We start from the raw sequence: 18,288 nt of genomic DNA, 5'->3' as shown, positions 1-18,288 counted from the left end.
CTAGGATATAACTAACGTGGAAAAATAAAGGCAGGGGAAGTAAATGTCAGAATTATCGGGTCAACAAGGTAACACGTACAATGTTCAAGGGGAGGATTACGGTGCATTATATCATGTGTTATTCGAACACCATCATTTACCGGTGTTAATTATTGACCCGGCTGATGGAAGTATTGTTGATGCGAATTTAACAGCCATTCAATTTTATCAATACACTAAAGAAATGCTTAAATCAATGACGATATATGATATTAATACATTATCTCCTGAAGACGTGAGAAGCCAGATGAGTTTAGCTAAAAAACGCAATAAAAATAGTTTTCATTTTCGTCATCGACTGAAGGATGGACAGATCCGCGAGGTGAAAGTTGACAGCATTCCAGTGGTGTTTAATCATCAGTCGCTGCTGTTCTCGCTGATTACGGACGTTACCGATGTTTTGGAGAAGAATTCTTTCTTTCAGACATTATTTGATCAGTCGCCTAATGCTATTGTTATCATGGATAGTGAGTACCGGATGAATAGAGTTAATGAACATTTTGAGGCGTTATTTGGCTACACGGCTGCTGAGCTGACGAATTATACACCGCCTGAACGTATTTATCCTGATGGAAACGAAGAAGTGTTTGCTTCAAATAAGAATACGATGGAACAGGGGTTGGTCATTAATCAAGATACAATCCGGCGACATAAGGATGGTACCTGGATTGAAGTGCAACTCATTGCCATCCCGGTTTATGTGGGACAGATGCAAGTGGCGACGTGTGCCATATATATTGATAAACGAGAAGAAGCGGCTTTAAAATCAAGGAACCACATGCTAGCTTCTGTGTTGGAGAATACAACACAAGGTGTTGTCATTACAAATGCAGAGGCAGAAATTCAGTGGGTCAACCAAGCGTATACAACAATTACGGGTTATACAAGTGATGAAGTTATGGGGAAAAACCCTAGGCTTTTACAGTCCGGGGAACATAATAAAGCTTTTTATCAAACGATGTGGCAAGCTATTTTAGACCAAGGTGGCTGGTCAGGTGAGATATGGAATCGGCGTAAAAGTGGTGAAGTTTTTCCGGAGTATTTAAAGATCTTTTCTATCAGAGGTAACAATGGGGAAATTGAGCGCTTAGTAGGCATCATCAATGATATCAGTGAGTCAAAAGCGTATGAAAAGCATATTACTTCTTTGATGAATCATGATGAATTGACGAGCTTGTTTAATCGCTCATACATCATGCGTGCGATTAGGCGAGAAATAAAAGCTAATGCTGATCAATCTGATCAGGTGACAGTAATTTATGGAGATATTGATGCGTTTAAAAATATTAATGATAGCTTAGGTCACGCCGCGGGTGATAAGCTGTTAATTAAATTGGCAAGCCTCATTAACAATGTCTTTCATCAATCAATCGTTGGACGGATTAGTGGTGATGAATTTGTCATCATTCCTTATAAAATGACAAATCGACAAGTGGAAGATAAGTTGGATGTTTTGTTTAATATTTTAAGTCGCCCTTTTCGTATACATGGTCATGATTTATTTATTTCTTGTAGCTTTGGTATAGCGTCTTATCCAGAAGATGGAACAAATGCGAGTGAGTTGTTAATGAATGCTGATATTGCGATGTACCGTGCTAAAAGTCGAGAAGGAAATGCTTTTGAGTACTTTTCGAAGAAATTTGGCGAAGCAGTAAAGCGGGAGTTTCGTGTAAAAACAGCCCTTCAACAAGCAGATTATCATCAAGAATTTATCATGAATTATCAACCAATCATCAATGTCGAAACGAATCACGTCACGGGTGTTGAAGCATTAATTCGCTGGGAATCACCTACGCTCGGTGGCGTCTCGCCAGGAGAGTTTATTCCGATTGCAGAGAAATACGGCTACATTCACTCCATTGGTAACTGGGTGTTAAGGCAGGTCTGTACCGAAATGTTAGCGTTGACCCAAAAGCGCGAGGCGGCGTTTACCGTATCCATTAACGTATCGGTACAACAGCTTGAAAGTGACACGTGTGTTGAAAATATTAAAGCGATTCTTGCTGAAACAACGTTTCCAGCTGCGCATTTAATTCTTGAAGTAACAGAAGAAACATCAATTAGCAACTCGACCATCGTGCGACAGTCGATTAATGATTTAGTGAAGCTGGGGATTCGCGTTTCGATAGATGATTTTGGGACGGGTTATTCCTCTTTAGAGAAACTGCACCGCTTGAGCGTCCATGAATTAAAAATTGATCAATCCTTTGTGCAAGATATTGAAAACACAACCGGTATTGTTGAGGCGATTATTGCGATGGGTAAGAGCTTGAGTTTACAATTAGTTGCTGAGGGTGTGGAAACACAGGAACAGTTTGAGTTCTTAAAACAGACGAAATGTGATTACGTTCAAGGCTACTTTTTTAGTAAACCTTTGCCACTGGATGCCTTTGAAAAATACCTCAATCAGTCACAACAGTCTTCTTAAATTAGGAAGACTGTTTTTATTATTCACCATACGTGAGTGCCGAAAGCTTTTTTTCGCCATCTCGATTAATCTAGGTTATACTATAAGGCAGAGACTTTTTGAAAAGGTAGGCAGAGAAAATGACTGAAACGAATAAGCAAGCTGTACTAGAAGAATTATCCGAAACAGAACAAACCAATACCGTGGTAACAATTGAAAAAGAAGGAAAGACATACATATTGATTGGGACAGCACACGTATCAAAGACGAGTGCGGAAGAAGTGAAGGAAGTGATTGAACGCCTTCGTCCCGATGCGGTCTGTATTGAACTGGATGAACAACGCTATCAATCAATGATGGACGGCAACCGGTGGAAAAACATGGATATTTTCAAAGTGATCAAAGAAAAGAAAACAACCCTCTTGTTAATGAATTTGGCTGTGTCATCGTTCCAAAAACGCATTGCTAAACAATTTAATATTGAAGCGGGTCGTGAAATGATGCAAGGCATTGAGTCGGCAAAAGCAGTTGATGCAAAACTTGTCCTGGCTGACCGTAATATTCAAATTACCTTCGCTAGAATTTGGGGCAGTGTCGGAATGAAAGGGAAATTGATGCTGCTTACGCAGGTCATGGCAGGTATCTTCTCAAATGAGAGCATCACAGAAGAAGAGTTAGAAAAAATGAAAAATCAAGATTCAATACAAAGTATTCTTGATGAATTCACCGAGTATTTCCCGAGACTCAAAACACCATTAATTGACGAACGAGATCAGTACTTAGCTGAAAAAATCAGAACGGCACCGGGTGAGACGGTGGTCGCGGTCTTAGGTGCAGCCCATGTTCCTGGCATTCGTAAAGAGATCGATAAAAAGCATGATTTAAAAGCTTTAACACGGGTACCTAAAAAATCAAAATGGCCTAAACGGATCGGTTGGTCCATTCCGATTGCAATTATCGCACTTGTCATTTTAACTTTTATTTTTAATCCTGATGCAGGTGTTGAACAGATGTGGCGTTGGTTACTATGGAATGGCTCTTTTTCTGCGTTAGGCACCTTGATTGCTTTTGGTCACCCATTAGCAATCCTTACGGCGTTTGTCGCTGCGCCGATTACGTCGCTCAATCCGTTGATGGCAGCCGGCTGGTTTGCTGGTTTAACCCAAGCGTACATGAGAAAGCCAAATGTTAGTGATTTCGAACAGCTTAGTGATGATGTCTATACAGTGAAAGGCTTTTGGAAAAATAAAGTGACCAGAATTTTATTGATTGTGATGTTTGCTAACTTAGGCTCAACCATTGGTACCGTCATCGGGGGGACTGAAGTCATCCGTCTCTTCATTGATAGTGTCCTGACATTGGTTAATTTTTAAAGGATTATACCCTTTCATGTATCTTTGGTGGAAACACCTTGGCGATATGAAGGGGGTATTTTTTTAGGGTGAAGAAGCAGTTTGCAACACGAGCATCCCGCTTAAAAAATAGTAATTCGATCCCCGTGAGCCGAGGGTTAGTTGATGGATATGTGTCTAAAACGTGACAAAGTCATGGCGGTATGAGAAAAATCAGTACACACATGTTAAGAATAGGGGAGTTAGGGTATATAAAGATTGTGACACATTGTGCAATCGCCTGAGAAATTCATTGCTAAAACGCTGATTACAAGCGTTTTAGCTTTTTTTGTTCTTTTTGGGTGTGACAGTCACAATCATTCGTGACTTTGACTGGGAAGAGGGAAAGAAATATAAAGTGTTTGACAAAATTAAATATACCCCTTATAGTATTTTTATACCCACGTAGGTAAATAAGGAGGCGGTCAGATGTTGAACAATATTTATACTTTTCCACAGCGGTATTTGATGATTAGCGTGCCATTAACATTAGTAATTGCCTTTATAGTAGGAACAGTGTTTGATACACGTTTTCTACAACCGGTCGTGCTATTCGCCACAATCATTATGATCTATGTCACAATGATAGGTTTTAATTTTAAAGAATTAACCTCAGTTCAAGGAACGAAAGTCTTGCTCTTTTCCATGATGATTAATTTTTTGATTGTCCCGTTTATTGCCTATCTCTTAGGCGTAACCTTACTGAGAGAATATCCAGTAATGTTTGCAGGACTTGCGTTATCAGCATTACTGCCAACGAGTGGGATGACAATTTCATGGACCGCTATACACAAAGGGAATGTACCTGCGGCTGTAAAGTTAACGATTTTCGGCTTAATTTTAGGGTCATTACTCACGCCTTGGTATCTGCTGGCAATGGTTGGTCAAATCGTTAATGTCGATATTTTAGCAACCTTCCGTACGATCATAACCGTTGTGTTTGTTCCAATGATTTTAGGGCACGTCACCTTTAAACTGATGATGAAAAGGATGACCTTAGCAGAATTTAAGCACCGTGTAAAACCGGCACTGGCACCCCTTAGTATCTGGGCGATGTTATTTATCGTTTTTGTTAGTGTGAGTGCACGAGCAAGCATGATTGTGTCTAATTTAGAGTTAATCGCTATTGCGACAGTGGTGCTCATCTTATTTTATTTATTGAATTTTTTCACAAGTACCTTTTTCGCCGTGAAATTCTTCAACCGTGACGATGGGATAGCCTTAGTCAACGGTACTGTTTTGCGTAACTTATCGATTGCGATTGGTTTAGCGGTTGCATCATTTGGTGCAGAAGCTGCATTGATCGTGACCATTGCCTTTGTGGTGCAACAACAAGGCATCACTTTGTACGGGAAAGTAGCGATAAGTCGTTGGTTTAAACCGTGTACAGCCGAAGCAGATGAACAACCCATTAAGCAAACCGTGCGTAAGCCAATTAAGGCTTAACATATAAAAAGTAAAGGGGATAATTAATTATGAAAAAAATGACGTTCAATGTAAGTGCAGTAAATGAAGGTTTGGCTGTTAAAGCTAAAACCGGAAATCATGAAATTATTTTAGATGAAGGCACACATGTAGGTGGATTAGACTCAGGTCCCAATCCAATGCAAAATCTATTGGCATCGCTCGCTGCATGTGAGAATGTTGTCGCTCATATGGCCGCAAAAGAGATGACATTTGATTTGCAAGGCCTCACATTTAACGTGAGTGGATCATTTGATCCACGTGGTTTTATGGGAGACTTAAGTGTACGACCGTATTTCGAAGAGATAACAGTTGACGTTATCGTAAAAACAACCGAATCTGATGCGCGCATTAAAGAATTGCAAGACATAGTTGAGGCGCGTTGTCCTGTACACACGATGATGAAAGCGGCTGATGTAAAAATGATCGATAGCTGGGTTAAAGCCTAAGCGTTAACAAATTAAAAAGGATAGACCGATTTAAACGCGTACTGAATGATTTCTACAAGGGATAGTCCTAGCGATAGGGCTATCTTTTTTCGTTTCAATTAAGTATTTTAGGGAATAGATATATCAGGAAAGTGAGGTGCTGCAAGTGCGAATATTGGTCTGGTTAAGGGAGGATTTGCGGGTGATTGATCATCCGGCATTCACTCAGGCGTGTCATGATGGCCGAGTCATTTGTGGATACATAGATAAAGAAAATAAGACGAGTGCAAAAGATTTTTGGTTAAATCAACATGTCGGTGACTTGCAAACAACTCTAAAAGAAGAAGGGATTGAGTTAATTGCTAAAACGGGTAAAGCAGTTGAGGTGCTTAAAGCTTGGGTGAAAGCTTATGAAATTGACGCCGTCTACTTTAACCGCATGTATTTAAAAGATGAGCAGGAGAAGGAGTCAGCGGTTTTACATGCACTTGAACAATTAGGTGTGGGAGTGAAGGTCTTTCACGGCGATGTGTTAACCGAGCCGGGTGCCGTAACGACAAACAAAGGAGAACCTTATAAAGTATTTACTCCATATTATAAAGCGTGGCGTCAGGTTAATCCGTTCCCCCCATTTAAAAAGCCGAAACACTGTGAAGGGATCCCGATCCAGCGAGAAACAGATGCATTTAAACGAACGAAGACGCCAGATTGGTTTGCTAAGTTACTGGCTAGCTTCGAACCCGGGGAATCTGCTGCTCTGCAACGCTTAGAACAGTTTATTGATCAGTCACTCGATCATTACTCGATTGGCCGTGATCGTCCTGATTTAGAGGATACAACACGGCTGTCCGTTTACCTCGCTGTTGGTGCCATTTCACCACGAACCATTACCTCGCGTCTGGATGAGGCGCTTCAAAGTGGGAGGGTTGATCAAACAGAAACGGCAGAAGAAATTGAACAATTGAAGCGACAACTTTGTTGGCGAGACTTTAGTTATCAACAAGTGTACCAGCAGCCGCAGGCAGAAACACAAGCCCTACGCCGTGAATTTGATCAATTTCCTTGGCAAGATAAAGGAAAAGCATTCCAGCGCTGGAAAGAAGGGCGGACCGGTTATCCCTTTGTTGACGCAGGTATGCGTGAGCTTTATCAAACGGGCTATATGCATAACCGGGTACGGATGGTTGCTGCTTCATTTCTCGTTAAGCATTTAATGATTGATTGGCGAGACGGTCAAAAGTATTTTGAAACAACCTTACTTGACCATGACCGGGCGAACAATACCCTCGGTTGGCAATGGGTAATGGGCTCTGGCTTTGATGCCTCGCCGTTCTTTAGGATTTTTAACCCGACAACACAGGCGGAAAAATTTGACCCGGAGGGTGTATACATTAAACGCTACCTGCCAGAACTGGAACAATTAGATCCCCCTGAATTATTTAAACCATTTGAGACGAAAACATCCGTCTTAAAGCAAGCGTCAATTGTTTTAGACGAAGATTATCCGGGAGCGATCGTTGATCATAAAAAGGCAAGAGCGCGTGCCCTGTCAGCTTATCAAGACATCAAAGGAGGAGAATAATGTAATGAAAAGATGGATAAATGTTGTGACGTTAGTATTTAGTTTGGTGCTAAACACACTAGCGGTGACGCTACCGCTAAATGGAATTGATACGGGGAGTATTTCTGACCGCTTAGATGTGCCGTTTACACCAGCCGGTTATGTGTTTAGTATTTGGAGTTTAATTTATCTGACATTAATTATTTGGACATTACTTCAGTTTAAGAAAGATCGTCAAGATTCACCTGTTTACACAGAAACGCATTATCTTTTCTGGTTGATAAATATTTTAAATGGTGTGTGGCTTGTGACGTGGCACTACTTCTATTTTGGTATAGGCGTCATCATTATGGTCTTGTTGTTATTTACTTTAATTGCAATGTATAAAAAAGTACAGCATAGAAAAGCACACGGGTTTGACTTAGTGCCATTTTCACTGTATCTAGGATGGATTAGTGTGGCAACCATTGCGAATATTAGCTATTTTCTCACCGATATTGGCTGGAATGGTTTTGGAGTGAGTGCAGAAATATGGACAGTCGGCTTACTGATTCTCGCGCTTATATTAGCGACCTGGTTTAGATACAGTCAAGCAGATGTTATCTTTCCACTCGTCTTTGTTTGGGCGCTGATTGGGGTTGGCATTGAAAATCAAGCAGCTTCTTCGCTTGTTTCCTCGACCGCGTTTATTGTTGTTGGAATTATTCTTGTGATGATCTTTGTTGCTCGGAAAAAGAAAGAAACGTTAAGTTTCCGTTCCTAGGGTGTTGAAAAAGCGAATAAAAGCTTTTACGGATAGACAGCTTTGGTGTCCTTAAGGATGCTGGAGCTGTTTTTTAAACGTGGTCATGAAAACGAAAGAACAAAACATAAATGAAATAAGAAAAAACTGTGGAAAAGATATCTTTTCTGTGACGTCTTGAATAAAGTAGTGAAAATTGGAAATGGATGTGCTAAACTAAAGTGTATAAAACGGTTTCATAAAGAGGAGGGAGTTCTTTTTGCAAGTATGGGTAAAGAAATTATTTGTCGCTACAGTGGCGGTTATGACTTTAGGCATGTATGTGCCTTCCATTGATTTAGAAGTTCATGCAGACGTTGATAGCAAAGAATATCAATCAGCAAAACCGAAAGAGCTTCAGTCCAATCATTATGAAGCAGTTAATCTTAACGAAGAGCCCGAGGCTATAGTTACACCGAGCGAGCTACTGAAAGAACAAGCAACCGCACAGGTTATCGGGAAAATTGGGCCGAGAATTTTACAACCGATTGAACAAGAAATGAAAGAAGAGATTTTACCGAACGTAGAGACGGTCATTGATGCGTTAGTTGAACAGTACGATCCGCATCAACTTTTCAACCTAAGTCTTATTGAACAACAAACAGCGGGTTATGGTGAACGAATTTTTGACATTTACGATGAACAATCTGAACAATTGATTGCCAAGTTTCACGTGAGACGTGATAATCGACCGAAAGAAGGTTACTGGTTTAATTTTCATTATCACTTAATTGATGATAATTTTGAACACCACTATACGATTGGCGATGTCAGTTACGGAAAAAATACACCACCTAAATGGATGGGCTAAAAGAGGGTAGAGAAGCGTTTGCTTCTTCGCTCTTTTTTTGTCTTATTTTTTATGTTTTTTTGTCTATGTCCGTTTTAGCTTTAAGATGAGTGAGGGTTTTTTCTAACAAAATGCGTCAACCAACAGCATTAATCACAGGTATGATGTTTGAATTTATGAGGTTAGGGAAAAAATAAACAACTATAACTTAAAGGAGTGAATGACAAATGGCAAAAGATATTCAAGTATATGTACACAATGAAGATGAAGCAGAAGATTTAAAAACAATTCTTGCGAAATATAAAACGCAAGACGTTAAGGTGGACAAATTAGAGTCCGAAGGGAGTACGACATTAGTGATTCCGGTGCCACCAACTGGCTCAGGGGGAACGGGGACAGGCGCAATGGCTACAGCCAACAGTAATAATCGTATTGGTGCTTTCTTTGAAACGCGTGAAACGGAGGACGAGGAACGTAAAACAGTATTAACCTTTAAAGTAGATGAGACGGACTACGCAGCTGTGCTAGAAGATATCCGTAATGCCGGTGGTCTTGTCGATAAAGCGTTATTTGAATAAAGCCTAAATGTTTTTTTTAAAAAGTTTATCTTTTCTCTTGACGAACTTGTCTATACAAGATACAATGAAAGCGTAATCAGTTATCTTGTCTAGACAAGTTTTTACTTGCAATTATTTATTAATTAATTTCTCAAGGAAGAGGAAGGGGTAGAGAACATGGGGCAATATGAACAATCAGCAAAAGAACTGCTGGAACTCGTCGGAGGTAGTGAAAATATTTCAGCTGTTACACACTGTGCAACACGAATGCGCTTTGTCTTGAATGAAACAGACAAGGCCGATAAGAAAGCAATTGAAGCGATGGATATCGTTAAAGGTACGTTTACAAACGCAGGACAGTTTCAGATTATCATTGGTAATGAGGTTGCGAAATTCTACAATGAATTCACGGGTGTGGCAGGCGTAGAAGATACTTCTAAGGATGAAGCAAAAGTTGTTGCCAAGCAAAATTTGAATCCGCTTCAACGGTTAATTTCGAACTTAGCTGAAATCTTCACACCACTCATTCCAGCACTTGTTGTTGGGGGTTTAATTTTAGGTTTTAGAAATGTTATTGGTGATATTCCTGAGTTTGGTCCGGATAATGATCAAGCACTTATCGAGTTATCGCAGTTTTGGGCAGGGACGCACCATTTCTTATGGCTAATAGGTGAAGCGATTTTCCACTTCTTACCGGTAGGGATTGTTTGGTCAATTACCCGGAAGATGGGGACAACCCAGATTCTCGGTATTGTACTTGGTTTAACCCTTGTCTCACCTCAACTCTTAAATGCGTATGGTGTAGCTGGTGCAGATGAGATTCCAGTATGGGATTTTGGTTTTGCGACTGTCGACATGATTGGTTATCAAGCGCAAGTTATTCCAGCTATTTTAGCAGGTTTTCTCTTAGCCTACTTTGAAATTTGGCTACGTAAGATTATCCCGAATGTCATTTCAATGATATTTGTACCATTCTTTGCGCTTGTTCCAGCCGTGCTCGTCGCACATGTTGTGTTGGGCCCAATCGGTTGGGTAATCGGTGACTGGATTTCTACTGTCGTTTATAATGGCTTAACATCTGGCTTAGGTTGGTTATTCGCTTCATTATTCGGTTTCTTGTATGCACCCCTGGTTATTACCGGCTTGCATCACATGACCAATGCGATTGATTTACAGTTGATGAGTCAATTTGATGGGACGATGTTGTGGCCAATGATTGCTTTGTCAAATATTGCTCAAGGGTCAGCAGTTGTTGCGATTATCTTCTTACACAGAAAAGATGAAAAAGAACAACAAGTATCGATTCCATCAGCAATTTCATGTTACCTCGGCGTAACAGAACCTGCGATGTTTGGTATTAACTTAAAATATGGTTTCCCATTCTTAGCAGCAATGGTTGGTTCGGCGATTGCTGGTACTGTCTCTGTTGCAAGTGGCGTTATGGCTAACTCAATCGGTGTAGGTGGTATTCCAGGATTCTTATCCATTCAAGCAGAACATATGCTTATGTTCTTCTTATCAATGGCCATTGCCATCGTGGTACCAATTATCTTAACAACGATTTTAGCTAAATCACCAATGGGTAAAAATGCATATGAGCGTTTAGGTAAATAATAGATAGCCAAACAACCATTTTATAGTTCGTTTATAAAATGGTTGTTTGTCCTTTAATCAAAAAGGATGAAAAATACCCCCTATCAGTGGATAGGAATAGAGAAAAGAACGACGTCTTGAAAGTAACCAACCATACAAAAAAATGAAAGACTAAGGGGAGAAGACCGATGCAACAACCATGGTGGAAAACATCTGTCGTTTATCAAATTTATCCGAGAAGCTTTAACGATACGACAGGATCAGGAAAAGGCGATATACAAGGTGTGATCGAAAAACTTGATTATTTAAAAAAACTAGGTGTGGATGTGTTATGGCTCACACCGATTTATGACTCACCTCAAAACGATAATGGTTATGACATTAGCGATTACTATCAGATCTTTGAAGAATACGGCACAATGGCTGATGTGGATTGCTTACTAGAAGAAGCGCACGCACGTGACTTAAAAGTCATTTTTGATATTGTGGTTAATCATACCTCGACTGAACATCGTTGGTTTGTTGAATCAAAAAAAAGCACAGATAATCCTTATCGTGACTTCTATATTTGGAAAGATGGCGTGAACGGTGGACCGCCGACAAATTGGCAATCCAAATTCGGTGGAAGTGCTTGGCAATACGAGCAAACGACCGATCAATACTACTTGCATTTATTTGATGTGACCCAAGCTGATTTAAACTGGGAAAACAGTGAAGTGCGCGAGCATGTCTACAAGATGATGAATTTTTGGATCGATAAAGGGGTCGATGGCTTTAGATTAGATGTCATTAATTTAATCTCCAAAGACCAAGATTTTCCGAACGATGATGGCAGTGTTGCACCCGGAGACGGTCGTAAATTTTATACGGATGGACCAAACGTGCATCAGTACATGAATGAGATGCACAACCGGGTATTTAAAGATAAACATCTAATGACGGTCGGCGAAATGTCCTCCACCTCAATCGACGCGTGTATTAAGTATACAAATCCAGCACGTGATGAACTTGACATGACGTTTAGCTTCCATCATTTAAAAGTCGATTATCCGAACGGTGAAAAGTGGACACGTGCACCGTTTGACTTGGGGGCCTTAAAGGCAATTCTCAGCGAATGGCAAGTCGGTATGCAACGTGGAGGGGGTTGGAATGCATTGTTTTGGTGCAATCATGACCAACCTCGGGTTGTTTCACGCTTTGGTGATGATGAACGCTACCGTGAAACGTCAGCGAAGATGTTAGCGACGGCGATGCATATGATGCAAGGCACACCATATATCTATCAAGGCGAAGAGTTTGGTATGACCAATCCTAACTTTCACTCAATTGAGCAGTATCGTGATGTAGAATCATTGAATATATACCAGATCCTTCAAGAAAAAGGGGTTGCTGAAGATGAAATTTTAGCAATACTCCAACAGAAATCACGCGATAATTCACGCACCCCTGTTCAATGGAACAGTGAGAAGCATGCAGGTTTTACCACGGGTGAACCATGGATTCAAGTCGCCGATCATTACCAAACGATTAATGCTGAGGCGGCAGTGAACGATTCAGAGTCGATTTTTTACTACTATCAAAAGTTAATTCAACTACGGAAAACGGAACCGATCATTACCAGTGGGGATTATCGGTTGATTTTAGCTGATGATTCTGATATTTTTGCATATGTGAGAGAAACAGAAGCTGAGCAACTGGTAGTACTTAATAATTTCTATCCAAAAGAAGTGAGCTATGATTTAACAGATGAAAAGATTCAAACGGGTAAAGCCGTTTCGGTCTTAATCACAAACGATGCTGCAGATGAGAAGCATCTGCTTCAAGGGACTTTAAAACCGTATCAATCCGTGGTGTATCATCTGAAATAGTCATTTCGTCGAGGTAGAGTGAGAAGGTAGCGATATGGTGAAAAATAAGTATGAATTAATTTATCAGGATTTAGCAGAACAAATTGATGATGGCGTATATCTGGTCAATAGTTATTTGCCGTCAGAAAATGAATTGAAAGCTCGCTATGAAACGTCACGAGAAACGGTACGTAAAGCGTTACGTGAATTGTCGGAGCATGGTTACATTCAAAAAGTTCGGGGGAAAGGATCCGTTGTGATCCCGCGTAACAAGTTCGATTTTCCGGTTTCTGGCTTAGTTAGTTTTAAGGAGCTGGCAGAAAAGTTAAATCAATCGGTTGAAACAGACGTCAATCGATTGCAGACGGTGATCCCGAGTCGTCATATTAAAAAGCAACTGAATCTAGAAACAGATGCTGCTGTAGTCGAGGTGATCCGAACGCGTAAACTTGGCGGTGAACGTGTCATTTTAGACAAAGACTATTTGCTTGAAGAGAAAGTGACGGGGTTGACTGAAGCAATCTGTAAAGATTCGATTTATCACTACCTTGAAACGGCATTAGGTTTAGTTATTAGTTTTGCGAAAAAAGAAATTACAATTGAAGAGCCGACGGTTGAAGATCGAGAATGTTTAGATTTGGACGGGTTTCATAACGTCGTGGTGATTAAAAACTATGTGTATTTAGACGATGCCACACTGTTTCAATACACGGAGTCACGTCACCGCCCCGACCGGTTCCGCTTTGTTGATTTTGCGAGACGTCACACCCATTAACAGAGGAAGGTTAACGAGTGGCTTGTCGGATTGTTGACGGCAACGAAAAAAGGCGAGATCCCAGTAATGGCGATCTCGTCTTTTTAATCGTCGTGATTAAATTGAACATGTACGGATTTATCTACAGAACGTAAATGTAAATCGCGTTGCGGGAAAGGGATTTCGATGTGATGGTCTTTCAGTGATTTGAAAATCTTAAAGTTAATGTTTGTTTTGACACGAATGAGTTCTCTTGGGTCTGAGACCCAAACGAATAGCTCGAAATCAAGTGAAGAGTTACCAAATCCAACAAAATGAACAAAGGGTTCTGGTTTGAGCAAGACAAAGCTGTTTTCCTTAGCCTCAAGGTAAGCAACATCAAGTAAGCACTGTTTAACGAGCTCAGGATCGGTATCATACGACACACCAACCGGGGCCGTTAAGCGCATAACCGGTGTTTCATAGGAGCGATTGATGACGTGTTCTTCTAAAAAATAAGAGTTTGGCACAATAATATGTTCATTGTTAATGGAGCGAATAATTGTTGCGCGCATGTTGATCTTTTCAACATCACCAATAATCTCTTCGACAATGACGCGGTCGCCAATCTTAATCGGGCGTTCGAACAATAACACAATGCCTGAAATGAAGTTTGAGGTAATGTTCTGAAGACCAAACCCAATCCCGACACCTAGGACGCTGGCAAAGACCGTTAATGCGCTAAGGTCGAGACCAACAGCAGAAACCGCAAATAAAAAGGCAAGGATCATGACGATGTAATGAAAAATACGATTAAAGGTAAATCGAACCCCAATGTCTAGGTGATACCGGTCATAAACAGACGGCAGAAATTGCTTGGTGATGACCTTTGATAAATGATAGGCAAGTGAAAGAATAAGAAAACCAACAATAAGTAAGCGTAAGTTTATTGTAAAACTACCAAGTGACACGAGGGGTTGAGTGAGCCATGTAGCTTGTTGATAATAACTAAGGATGAAAACCATAAAAATATAGAGCGTTAGCCAATTACCGAATTGTGATAGGTGTAATTTTTTAGCGAGATAACGTTGAACAAAGGGTCTAAAGATAATAAGAATAAACGTTACGGCTAGCGGGAGGAGTAAATGCTCCCTGGCGAACTGTGTAAATGCGTCAATCATATGGACACGTCCTTTTCCTGTATTACTCCATATTCTAGAGGAGGATCGGTTATGTCGCAAGTAAAAACGCAACCGATGGCCTGGGGCCTAAAGGCTGCGTCATTGCTTGTTATAAGACATAGTTGTAAATTGCTAATACGTGAGCAAAGGATCCGGCTAAAATAAACAGATGAAAAATCTCGTGAAAGCCTAAGTATTTGCTTTCTAGGAAGGCTGGTTTTAGCGCATAGATAACGCCACCTAAGGTATAGATGATGCCGCCAGCGATTAACAGGATCACACCGGTTGTAGGCACGTAAGTTGTCAACGGGCCAAACGCAAAAACAATTAGCCAGCCCATCCCGATATAAAGTGCTGTCGAGATAAAACGTGGACACTTAAACCAAACCAGTTTGAAAAGAATGCCGCTGATAGCGATGGACCAGATGACAATCAGTAAGGGATAGCCGATTGAGTCTTTTAAGGCAATTAAACAAAATGGTGTATAGGTACCGGCGATAAGAACGAAAATCATCGCATGATCGACTTTTCTTAACCAAGCAATGGCTAGCGGTGAGGCAACGACGGCGTGATAAACGGTTGAAGCGCTATACAACAAGAGTAGACTGACCCCAAATATAATGATGGACGTTAAACCGGCAGCATCACGCCCTGTTGCTATAGCTTTATTGAACATGAGGATAAAAGCAACAGCACTTAAGATCATGCCGATAAAGTGAGTCAAGCTATTCATGGGTTCACGGATAGAATTTAGTTTCATAATGATAACTCCTTTATGTAGTTTTTAATACTACTTATAATAATACACGCATTTCATCACATGTCAATGTTTACGATGTGATTATTTTTTTGTATAATAAAGAGAAATAACGCGTTTAAATGGTTGAAAATGTGCGTGTGTATTTTGCGCTCGCGCTTTACAAATAGCGATCATGTCGCGATACGCTACGATAATCTTAAGAAGGAAGGTGAGTGAATGACACAACATTTAAAAGATTTACACGTGCATGGCATTGTTGAAAAGGATAAAATTCCGAGCTTGGATTTATATATGGATCAAGTTACGCAATTGTTTGACCAAACCTATCAAAAGGTTAAACGTGATGAGTCTGAAAAAATTTTGACGAAGACAATGATAAATAATTATGCAAAAGGAAAGCTGTTGTTTCCGATTGAAAATAAAAAATACAGCTCTGACCAAATCATGTTGATCCAAATGATTTACCAGTTAAAAGGAGCCCTCTCCATTCAAGACATTAAACAGACATTAGATCCGCTAAAAACAGCGGTTCATGAGGAAGCATTAGATTTTGATGCTGTCTATCAGGATTACACGCAATTATTGGAGATGCAATCACGTGATTTCACCGATGACTTAGACCGAATTGAAGCAAGTGTAGAAGCGCTAACAGAAGATCCGGTTTTGACTAATGTTTATACGCTAAGTGCACTGGTGCAGATGAGCCACATGTATCGCCGCGTAGCAGAGCGATTGGTTGATCATCTGAATCAACCAGGTCAGGATAAATCCGTACCGAAAGAAAAATAAGCATAAAGCTGCGTGAATGACAAAGACAGCGAAATTAGATTAAAGTGAGAGTTTTCAAAAAACTTTCGCTTTTTTCTTTGGTAAACTATTGTTTCACGCGCATGGATGTAGTAAGATTAAGATTATTTTAAATCCTAAGAGCAGAAAAGTGGGCGTTGTCATGAATGAAAAACAACTAGAATTATTGCGATTAATTGAAAAGAATGGTCGTATCGACCATCAGACGTTAGCGGATATGTTAGCACTTGAGGTAAATCAAGTAAAAGAGATGCTAACAGCGCTTGAACAGCAAGCTGTCATTTTAGGGTATTCGACGTTAATTGATTGGACGAAGGTGTTAAATACCGAGCTTGTGACAGCGATGATTGAAGTGAAAGTGACCCCGATTCGTGGCAAAGGCTTTGATCATGTGGCTGAGCGGATTTATCGATTCAAAGAAGTGAAGGCACTTTATTTAATGAGTGGTGCGTATGATCTATCGATTACTGTTGAAGCGAAGACAATGATGGAAGTTAGTCGGTTTGTTTCTGATAAATTATCGCCACTGGACTCGGTTGTCTCAACGGTGACGCATTTCATACTTAAAAAATATAAGCACGATGGGGTTATTTTTGATCCACCTGAAGATGACGATCGTCGCATGATGGTGTCCCCATGATAGATTCAACGAGATACATTGCCGATGAGATCCAAACATTGAAGCCGTCAGGCATTCGTCGTTTTTTTGATTTAGCGCAGACGATGGACCAAGTTATTTCACTTGGTGTAGGGGAGCCTGATTTTACTACACCGTGGGCTGTGATTGAAGCCAGTTATCATTCACTAGAAAAAGGCTATACGGCCTATACCGCAAATGCGGGGTTACTTGAATTACGCGAAGCGATTAGCCAGTTTTTGGATACTTATTTTAATGTTAAGTATGACCCGAAAGAGGAAGTGTTAGTAACCGTCGGTGCTTCACAAGCCATTGACGTGGCATTTCGTACATTATTGAACCCTGGTGATGAAGTAATAGTTGTTGAACCAAGCTTTGTCTCTTACGTTCCAACCATTAAGTTAGCGGGTGGCGTGCCAGTGATTGTCAGTACAGATGAAGCACATGCGTTTCGGTTACAAAAAGAAGATTTATTACGAGTGATTACCCCGAAAACAAAAGCAATTTTGTTATGTAGCCCGAATAATCCCACCGGTGCATTGCTTAATAAAGCAGATTTAGCTGATTTACGTGAAGTAATTATCGAACATGATTTATTTGTCGTTTCTGATGAAATATATGCAGACCTTGTTTATGATGAAAGTTATACAAGCATTGCTTCATTAGCTGATATGTATGAACGGACCCTGTTGATTTCTGGCTTCTCAAAAGCCTTTGCGATGACTGGCTGGCGCCTTGGCTACGTTTGTGGGCCAAAGGCAATCATTGAAGCGATGACAAAGATTCATCAGTACACCATTATGTCCGCCCCTACGATGGCTCAGTACGGTGCACTAGAGGCAATTCAACATGGACGCGCCGATGTATTAATGATGAAAGAAAGTTATCAGCAACGGAGAAATTATATCGTCAAGGCATTAAATGAAATGGGATTAAAATGTCACCTGCCTGGTGGTGCTTTTTATGTCTTCCCTTCGATTCAATCGACAGGACTTTCGTCCGAAGCGTTTGCTGAACAGTTATTGCTGAGTGAACGGGTGGCGGTGGTGCCAGGGCACGTGTTTGGTGATAGCGGCGAAGGTTACATTCGTTGTTCGTATGCCGCTTCAATGAAGCAGTTGCAGGAAGCGATGGCGCGGATCGAACGTTTTCTGGAGACGCTCAAATGACAAACAAAGGATGCGAGTCCTTTGTTTTTTGTTTATATTTGTTCAATCATTCACAATACATGAAAAATGATCAAAAAGACAATAAAATATGAAAAAAGCCTTATTTTAATCAGGAAACATGATATAATACGAATAATTATAGA

General features: G+C 40.4%; 16 protein-coding genes. 14 read left to right on the top strand and 2 right to left on the bottom strand.

The window, feature by feature from the left end; translation table 11 throughout:
* Positions 1-43 precede the first annotated feature (43 nt).
* The 11 genes from DES38_RS04090 to treR all read left to right on the top strand — a co-directional run bounded on the left by DES38_RS04090 (position 44) and on the right by treR (position 13,633).
* Complete coding sequence (locus DES38_RS04090) at positions 44-2,467, top strand: sensor domain-containing protein (RefSeq protein ID WP_110250821.1); 2,424 nt, start codon at positions 44-46, stop codon at positions 2,465-2,467.
* A 119-nt stretch (positions 2,468-2,586) separates the two neighbouring features.
* Positions 2,587-3,819, top strand: coding sequence for a TraB/GumN family protein (locus DES38_RS04085; RefSeq protein ID WP_110250820.1), 1,233 nt, complete (start codon positions 2,587-2,589; stop codon positions 3,817-3,819).
* Positions 3,820-4,266: 447 nt separating this feature from the next.
* Positions 4,267-5,283 (top strand): arsenic resistance protein, encoded by a 1,017-nt coding sequence (locus DES38_RS04080; RefSeq protein ID WP_342767348.1) that lies wholly within the window; start codon positions 4,267-4,269, stop codon positions 5,281-5,283.
* A gap of 29 nt (positions 5,284-5,312) precedes the next feature.
* Entirely contained in the window at positions 5,313-5,750 is a 438-nt protein-coding gene (locus DES38_RS04075; protein WP_110250819.1) for an OsmC family protein, read from the top strand.
* A gap of 136 nt (positions 5,751-5,886) precedes the next feature.
* Positions 5,887-7,311, top strand: a complete 1,425-nt coding sequence (locus DES38_RS04070) for an FAD-binding domain-containing protein (protein WP_110250818.1) — start codon at positions 5,887-5,889, stop codon at positions 7,309-7,311.
* Between the two features lie 4 nt (positions 7,312-7,315).
* Positions 7,316-8,053 carry a TspO/MBR family protein gene (locus DES38_RS04065; RefSeq protein WP_110250817.1) on the top strand — a complete coding sequence of 246 codons (738 nt, stop codon included), beginning with the start codon at positions 7,316-7,318 and terminating at the stop codon, positions 8,051-8,053.
* Between the two features lie 238 nt (positions 8,054-8,291).
* Positions 8,292-8,882, top strand: coding sequence for a YpjP family protein (locus tag DES38_RS04060; RefSeq protein ID WP_110250816.1), 591 nt, complete (start codon positions 8,292-8,294; stop codon positions 8,880-8,882).
* 206 nt (positions 8,883-9,088) lie between these two features.
* Positions 9,089-9,439 (top strand): hypothetical protein, encoded by a 351-nt coding sequence (locus tag DES38_RS04055; RefSeq protein ID WP_110250815.1) that lies wholly within the window; start codon positions 9,089-9,091, stop codon positions 9,437-9,439.
* A 156-nt stretch (positions 9,440-9,595) separates the two neighbouring features.
* The gene (gene treP / locus DES38_RS04050) at positions 9,596-11,032 is read left to right on the top strand and encodes a PTS system trehalose-specific EIIBC component (protein ID WP_110250814.1); all 1,437 of its coding nucleotides are present in this window, start codon (positions 9,596-9,598) and stop codon (positions 11,030-11,032) included.
* A 167-nt stretch (positions 11,033-11,199) separates the two neighbouring features.
* A complete protein-coding gene (treC, locus tag DES38_RS04045) occupies positions 11,200-12,879 on the top strand; it encodes an alpha,alpha-phosphotrehalase (protein ID WP_110250813.1) in 1,680 nt (559 codons plus the stop codon).
* A gap of 37 nt (positions 12,880-12,916) precedes the next feature.
* Positions 12,917-13,633 carry a trehalose operon repressor gene (treR, locus tag DES38_RS04040; protein ID WP_110250875.1) on the top strand — a complete coding sequence of 239 codons (717 nt, stop codon included), beginning with the start codon at positions 12,917-12,919 and terminating at the stop codon, positions 13,631-13,633.
* An 83-nt stretch (positions 13,634-13,716) separates the two neighbouring features.
* Here treR and DES38_RS04035 read toward each other — a convergent pair whose 3' ends face one another.
* Both DES38_RS04035 and trhA read right to left on the bottom strand, forming a co-directional pair.
* Positions 13,717-14,772, bottom strand: coding sequence for a mechanosensitive ion channel family protein (locus DES38_RS04035; protein WP_110250812.1), 1,056 nt, complete (start codon positions 14,770-14,772; stop codon positions 13,717-13,719).
* Positions 14,773-14,881: 109 nt separating this feature from the next.
* A complete protein-coding gene (gene trhA, locus DES38_RS04030) occupies positions 14,882-15,532 on the bottom strand; it encodes a PAQR family membrane homeostasis protein TrhA (RefSeq protein ID WP_110250811.1) in 651 nt (216 codons plus the stop codon).
* 216 nt (positions 15,533-15,748) lie between these two features.
* On the opposite strand from trhA, the gene DES38_RS04025 reads away from it, so the two are divergent.
* The 3 genes from DES38_RS04025 (at position 15,749) to DES38_RS04015 (ending at position 18,145) form a co-directional block, all read left to right on the top strand.
* Positions 15,749-16,321 (top strand): DUF1836 domain-containing protein, encoded by a 573-nt coding sequence (locus DES38_RS04025; RefSeq protein ID WP_110250810.1) that lies wholly within the window; start codon positions 15,749-15,751, stop codon positions 16,319-16,321.
* A 160-nt stretch (positions 16,322-16,481) separates the two neighbouring features.
* Positions 16,482-16,979, top strand: coding sequence for an Lrp/AsnC family transcriptional regulator (locus DES38_RS04020; RefSeq protein WP_110250809.1), 498 nt, complete (start codon positions 16,482-16,484; stop codon positions 16,977-16,979).
* A complete protein-coding gene (locus tag DES38_RS04015; RefSeq protein ID WP_110250808.1) occupies positions 16,976-18,145 on the top strand; it encodes an aminotransferase in 1,170 nt (389 codons plus the stop codon). The genes DES38_RS04020 and DES38_RS04015 overlap by 4 nt, the downstream gene beginning before the upstream one ends.
* Positions 18,146-18,288: the final 143 nt, after the last annotated feature.

Source organism: Streptohalobacillus salinus, assembly GCF_003201605.1.
In the GTDB taxonomy this organism is placed as follows: Bacteria; Bacillota; Bacilli; order Bacillales; family Amphibacillaceae; genus Streptohalobacillus; species Streptohalobacillus salinus.
This window is presented reverse-complemented; position numbering and strand designations above follow the sequence as displayed.

Excerpts from the sequence above, each read along its gene's own strand:
- DES38_RS04065 (WP_110250817.1), top strand. The coding sequence starts at position 7,316 with ATGAAAAGATGGATAAATGTTGTGACGTTAGTATTTAGTTTGGTGCTA.
- treC (WP_110250813.1), top strand. The coding sequence starts at position 11,200 with ATGCAACAACCATGGTGGAAAACATCTGTCGTTTATCAAATTTATCCG.
- DES38_RS04090 (WP_110250821.1), top strand. The coding sequence starts at position 44 with ATGTCAGAATTATCGGGTCAACAAGGTAACACGTACAATGTTCAAGGG.
- DES38_RS04075 (WP_110250819.1), top strand. The coding sequence starts at position 5,313 with ATGAAAAAAATGACGTTCAATGTAAGTGCAGTAAATGAAGGTTTGGCT.
- DES38_RS04015 (WP_110250808.1), top strand. The coding sequence starts at position 16,976 with ATGATAGATTCAACGAGATACATTGCCGATGAGATCCAAACATTGAAG.
- DES38_RS04080 (WP_342767348.1), top strand. The coding sequence starts at position 4,267 with ATGTTGAACAATATTTATACTTTTCCACAGCGGTATTTGATGATTAGC.
- DES38_RS04020 (WP_110250809.1), top strand. The coding sequence starts at position 16,482 with ATGAATGAAAAACAACTAGAATTATTGCGATTAATTGAAAAGAATGGT.
- DES38_RS04085 (WP_110250820.1), top strand. The coding sequence starts at position 2,587 with ATGACTGAAACGAATAAGCAAGCTGTACTAGAAGAATTATCCGAAACA.
- DES38_RS04055 (WP_110250815.1), top strand. The coding sequence starts at position 9,089 with ATGGCAAAAGATATTCAAGTATATGTACACAATGAAGATGAAGCAGAA.
- trhA (WP_110250811.1), bottom strand. The coding sequence starts at position 15,532 with ATGAAACTAAATTCTATCCGTGAACCCATGAATAGCTTGACTCACTTT.
- DES38_RS04035 (WP_110250812.1), bottom strand. The coding sequence starts at position 14,772 with ATGATTGACGCATTTACACAGTTCGCCAGGGAGCATTTACTCCTCCCG.
- DES38_RS04025 (WP_110250810.1), top strand. The coding sequence starts at position 15,749 with ATGACACAACATTTAAAAGATTTACACGTGCATGGCATTGTTGAAAAG.
- treP (WP_110250814.1), top strand. The coding sequence starts at position 9,596 with ATGGGGCAATATGAACAATCAGCAAAAGAACTGCTGGAACTCGTCGGA.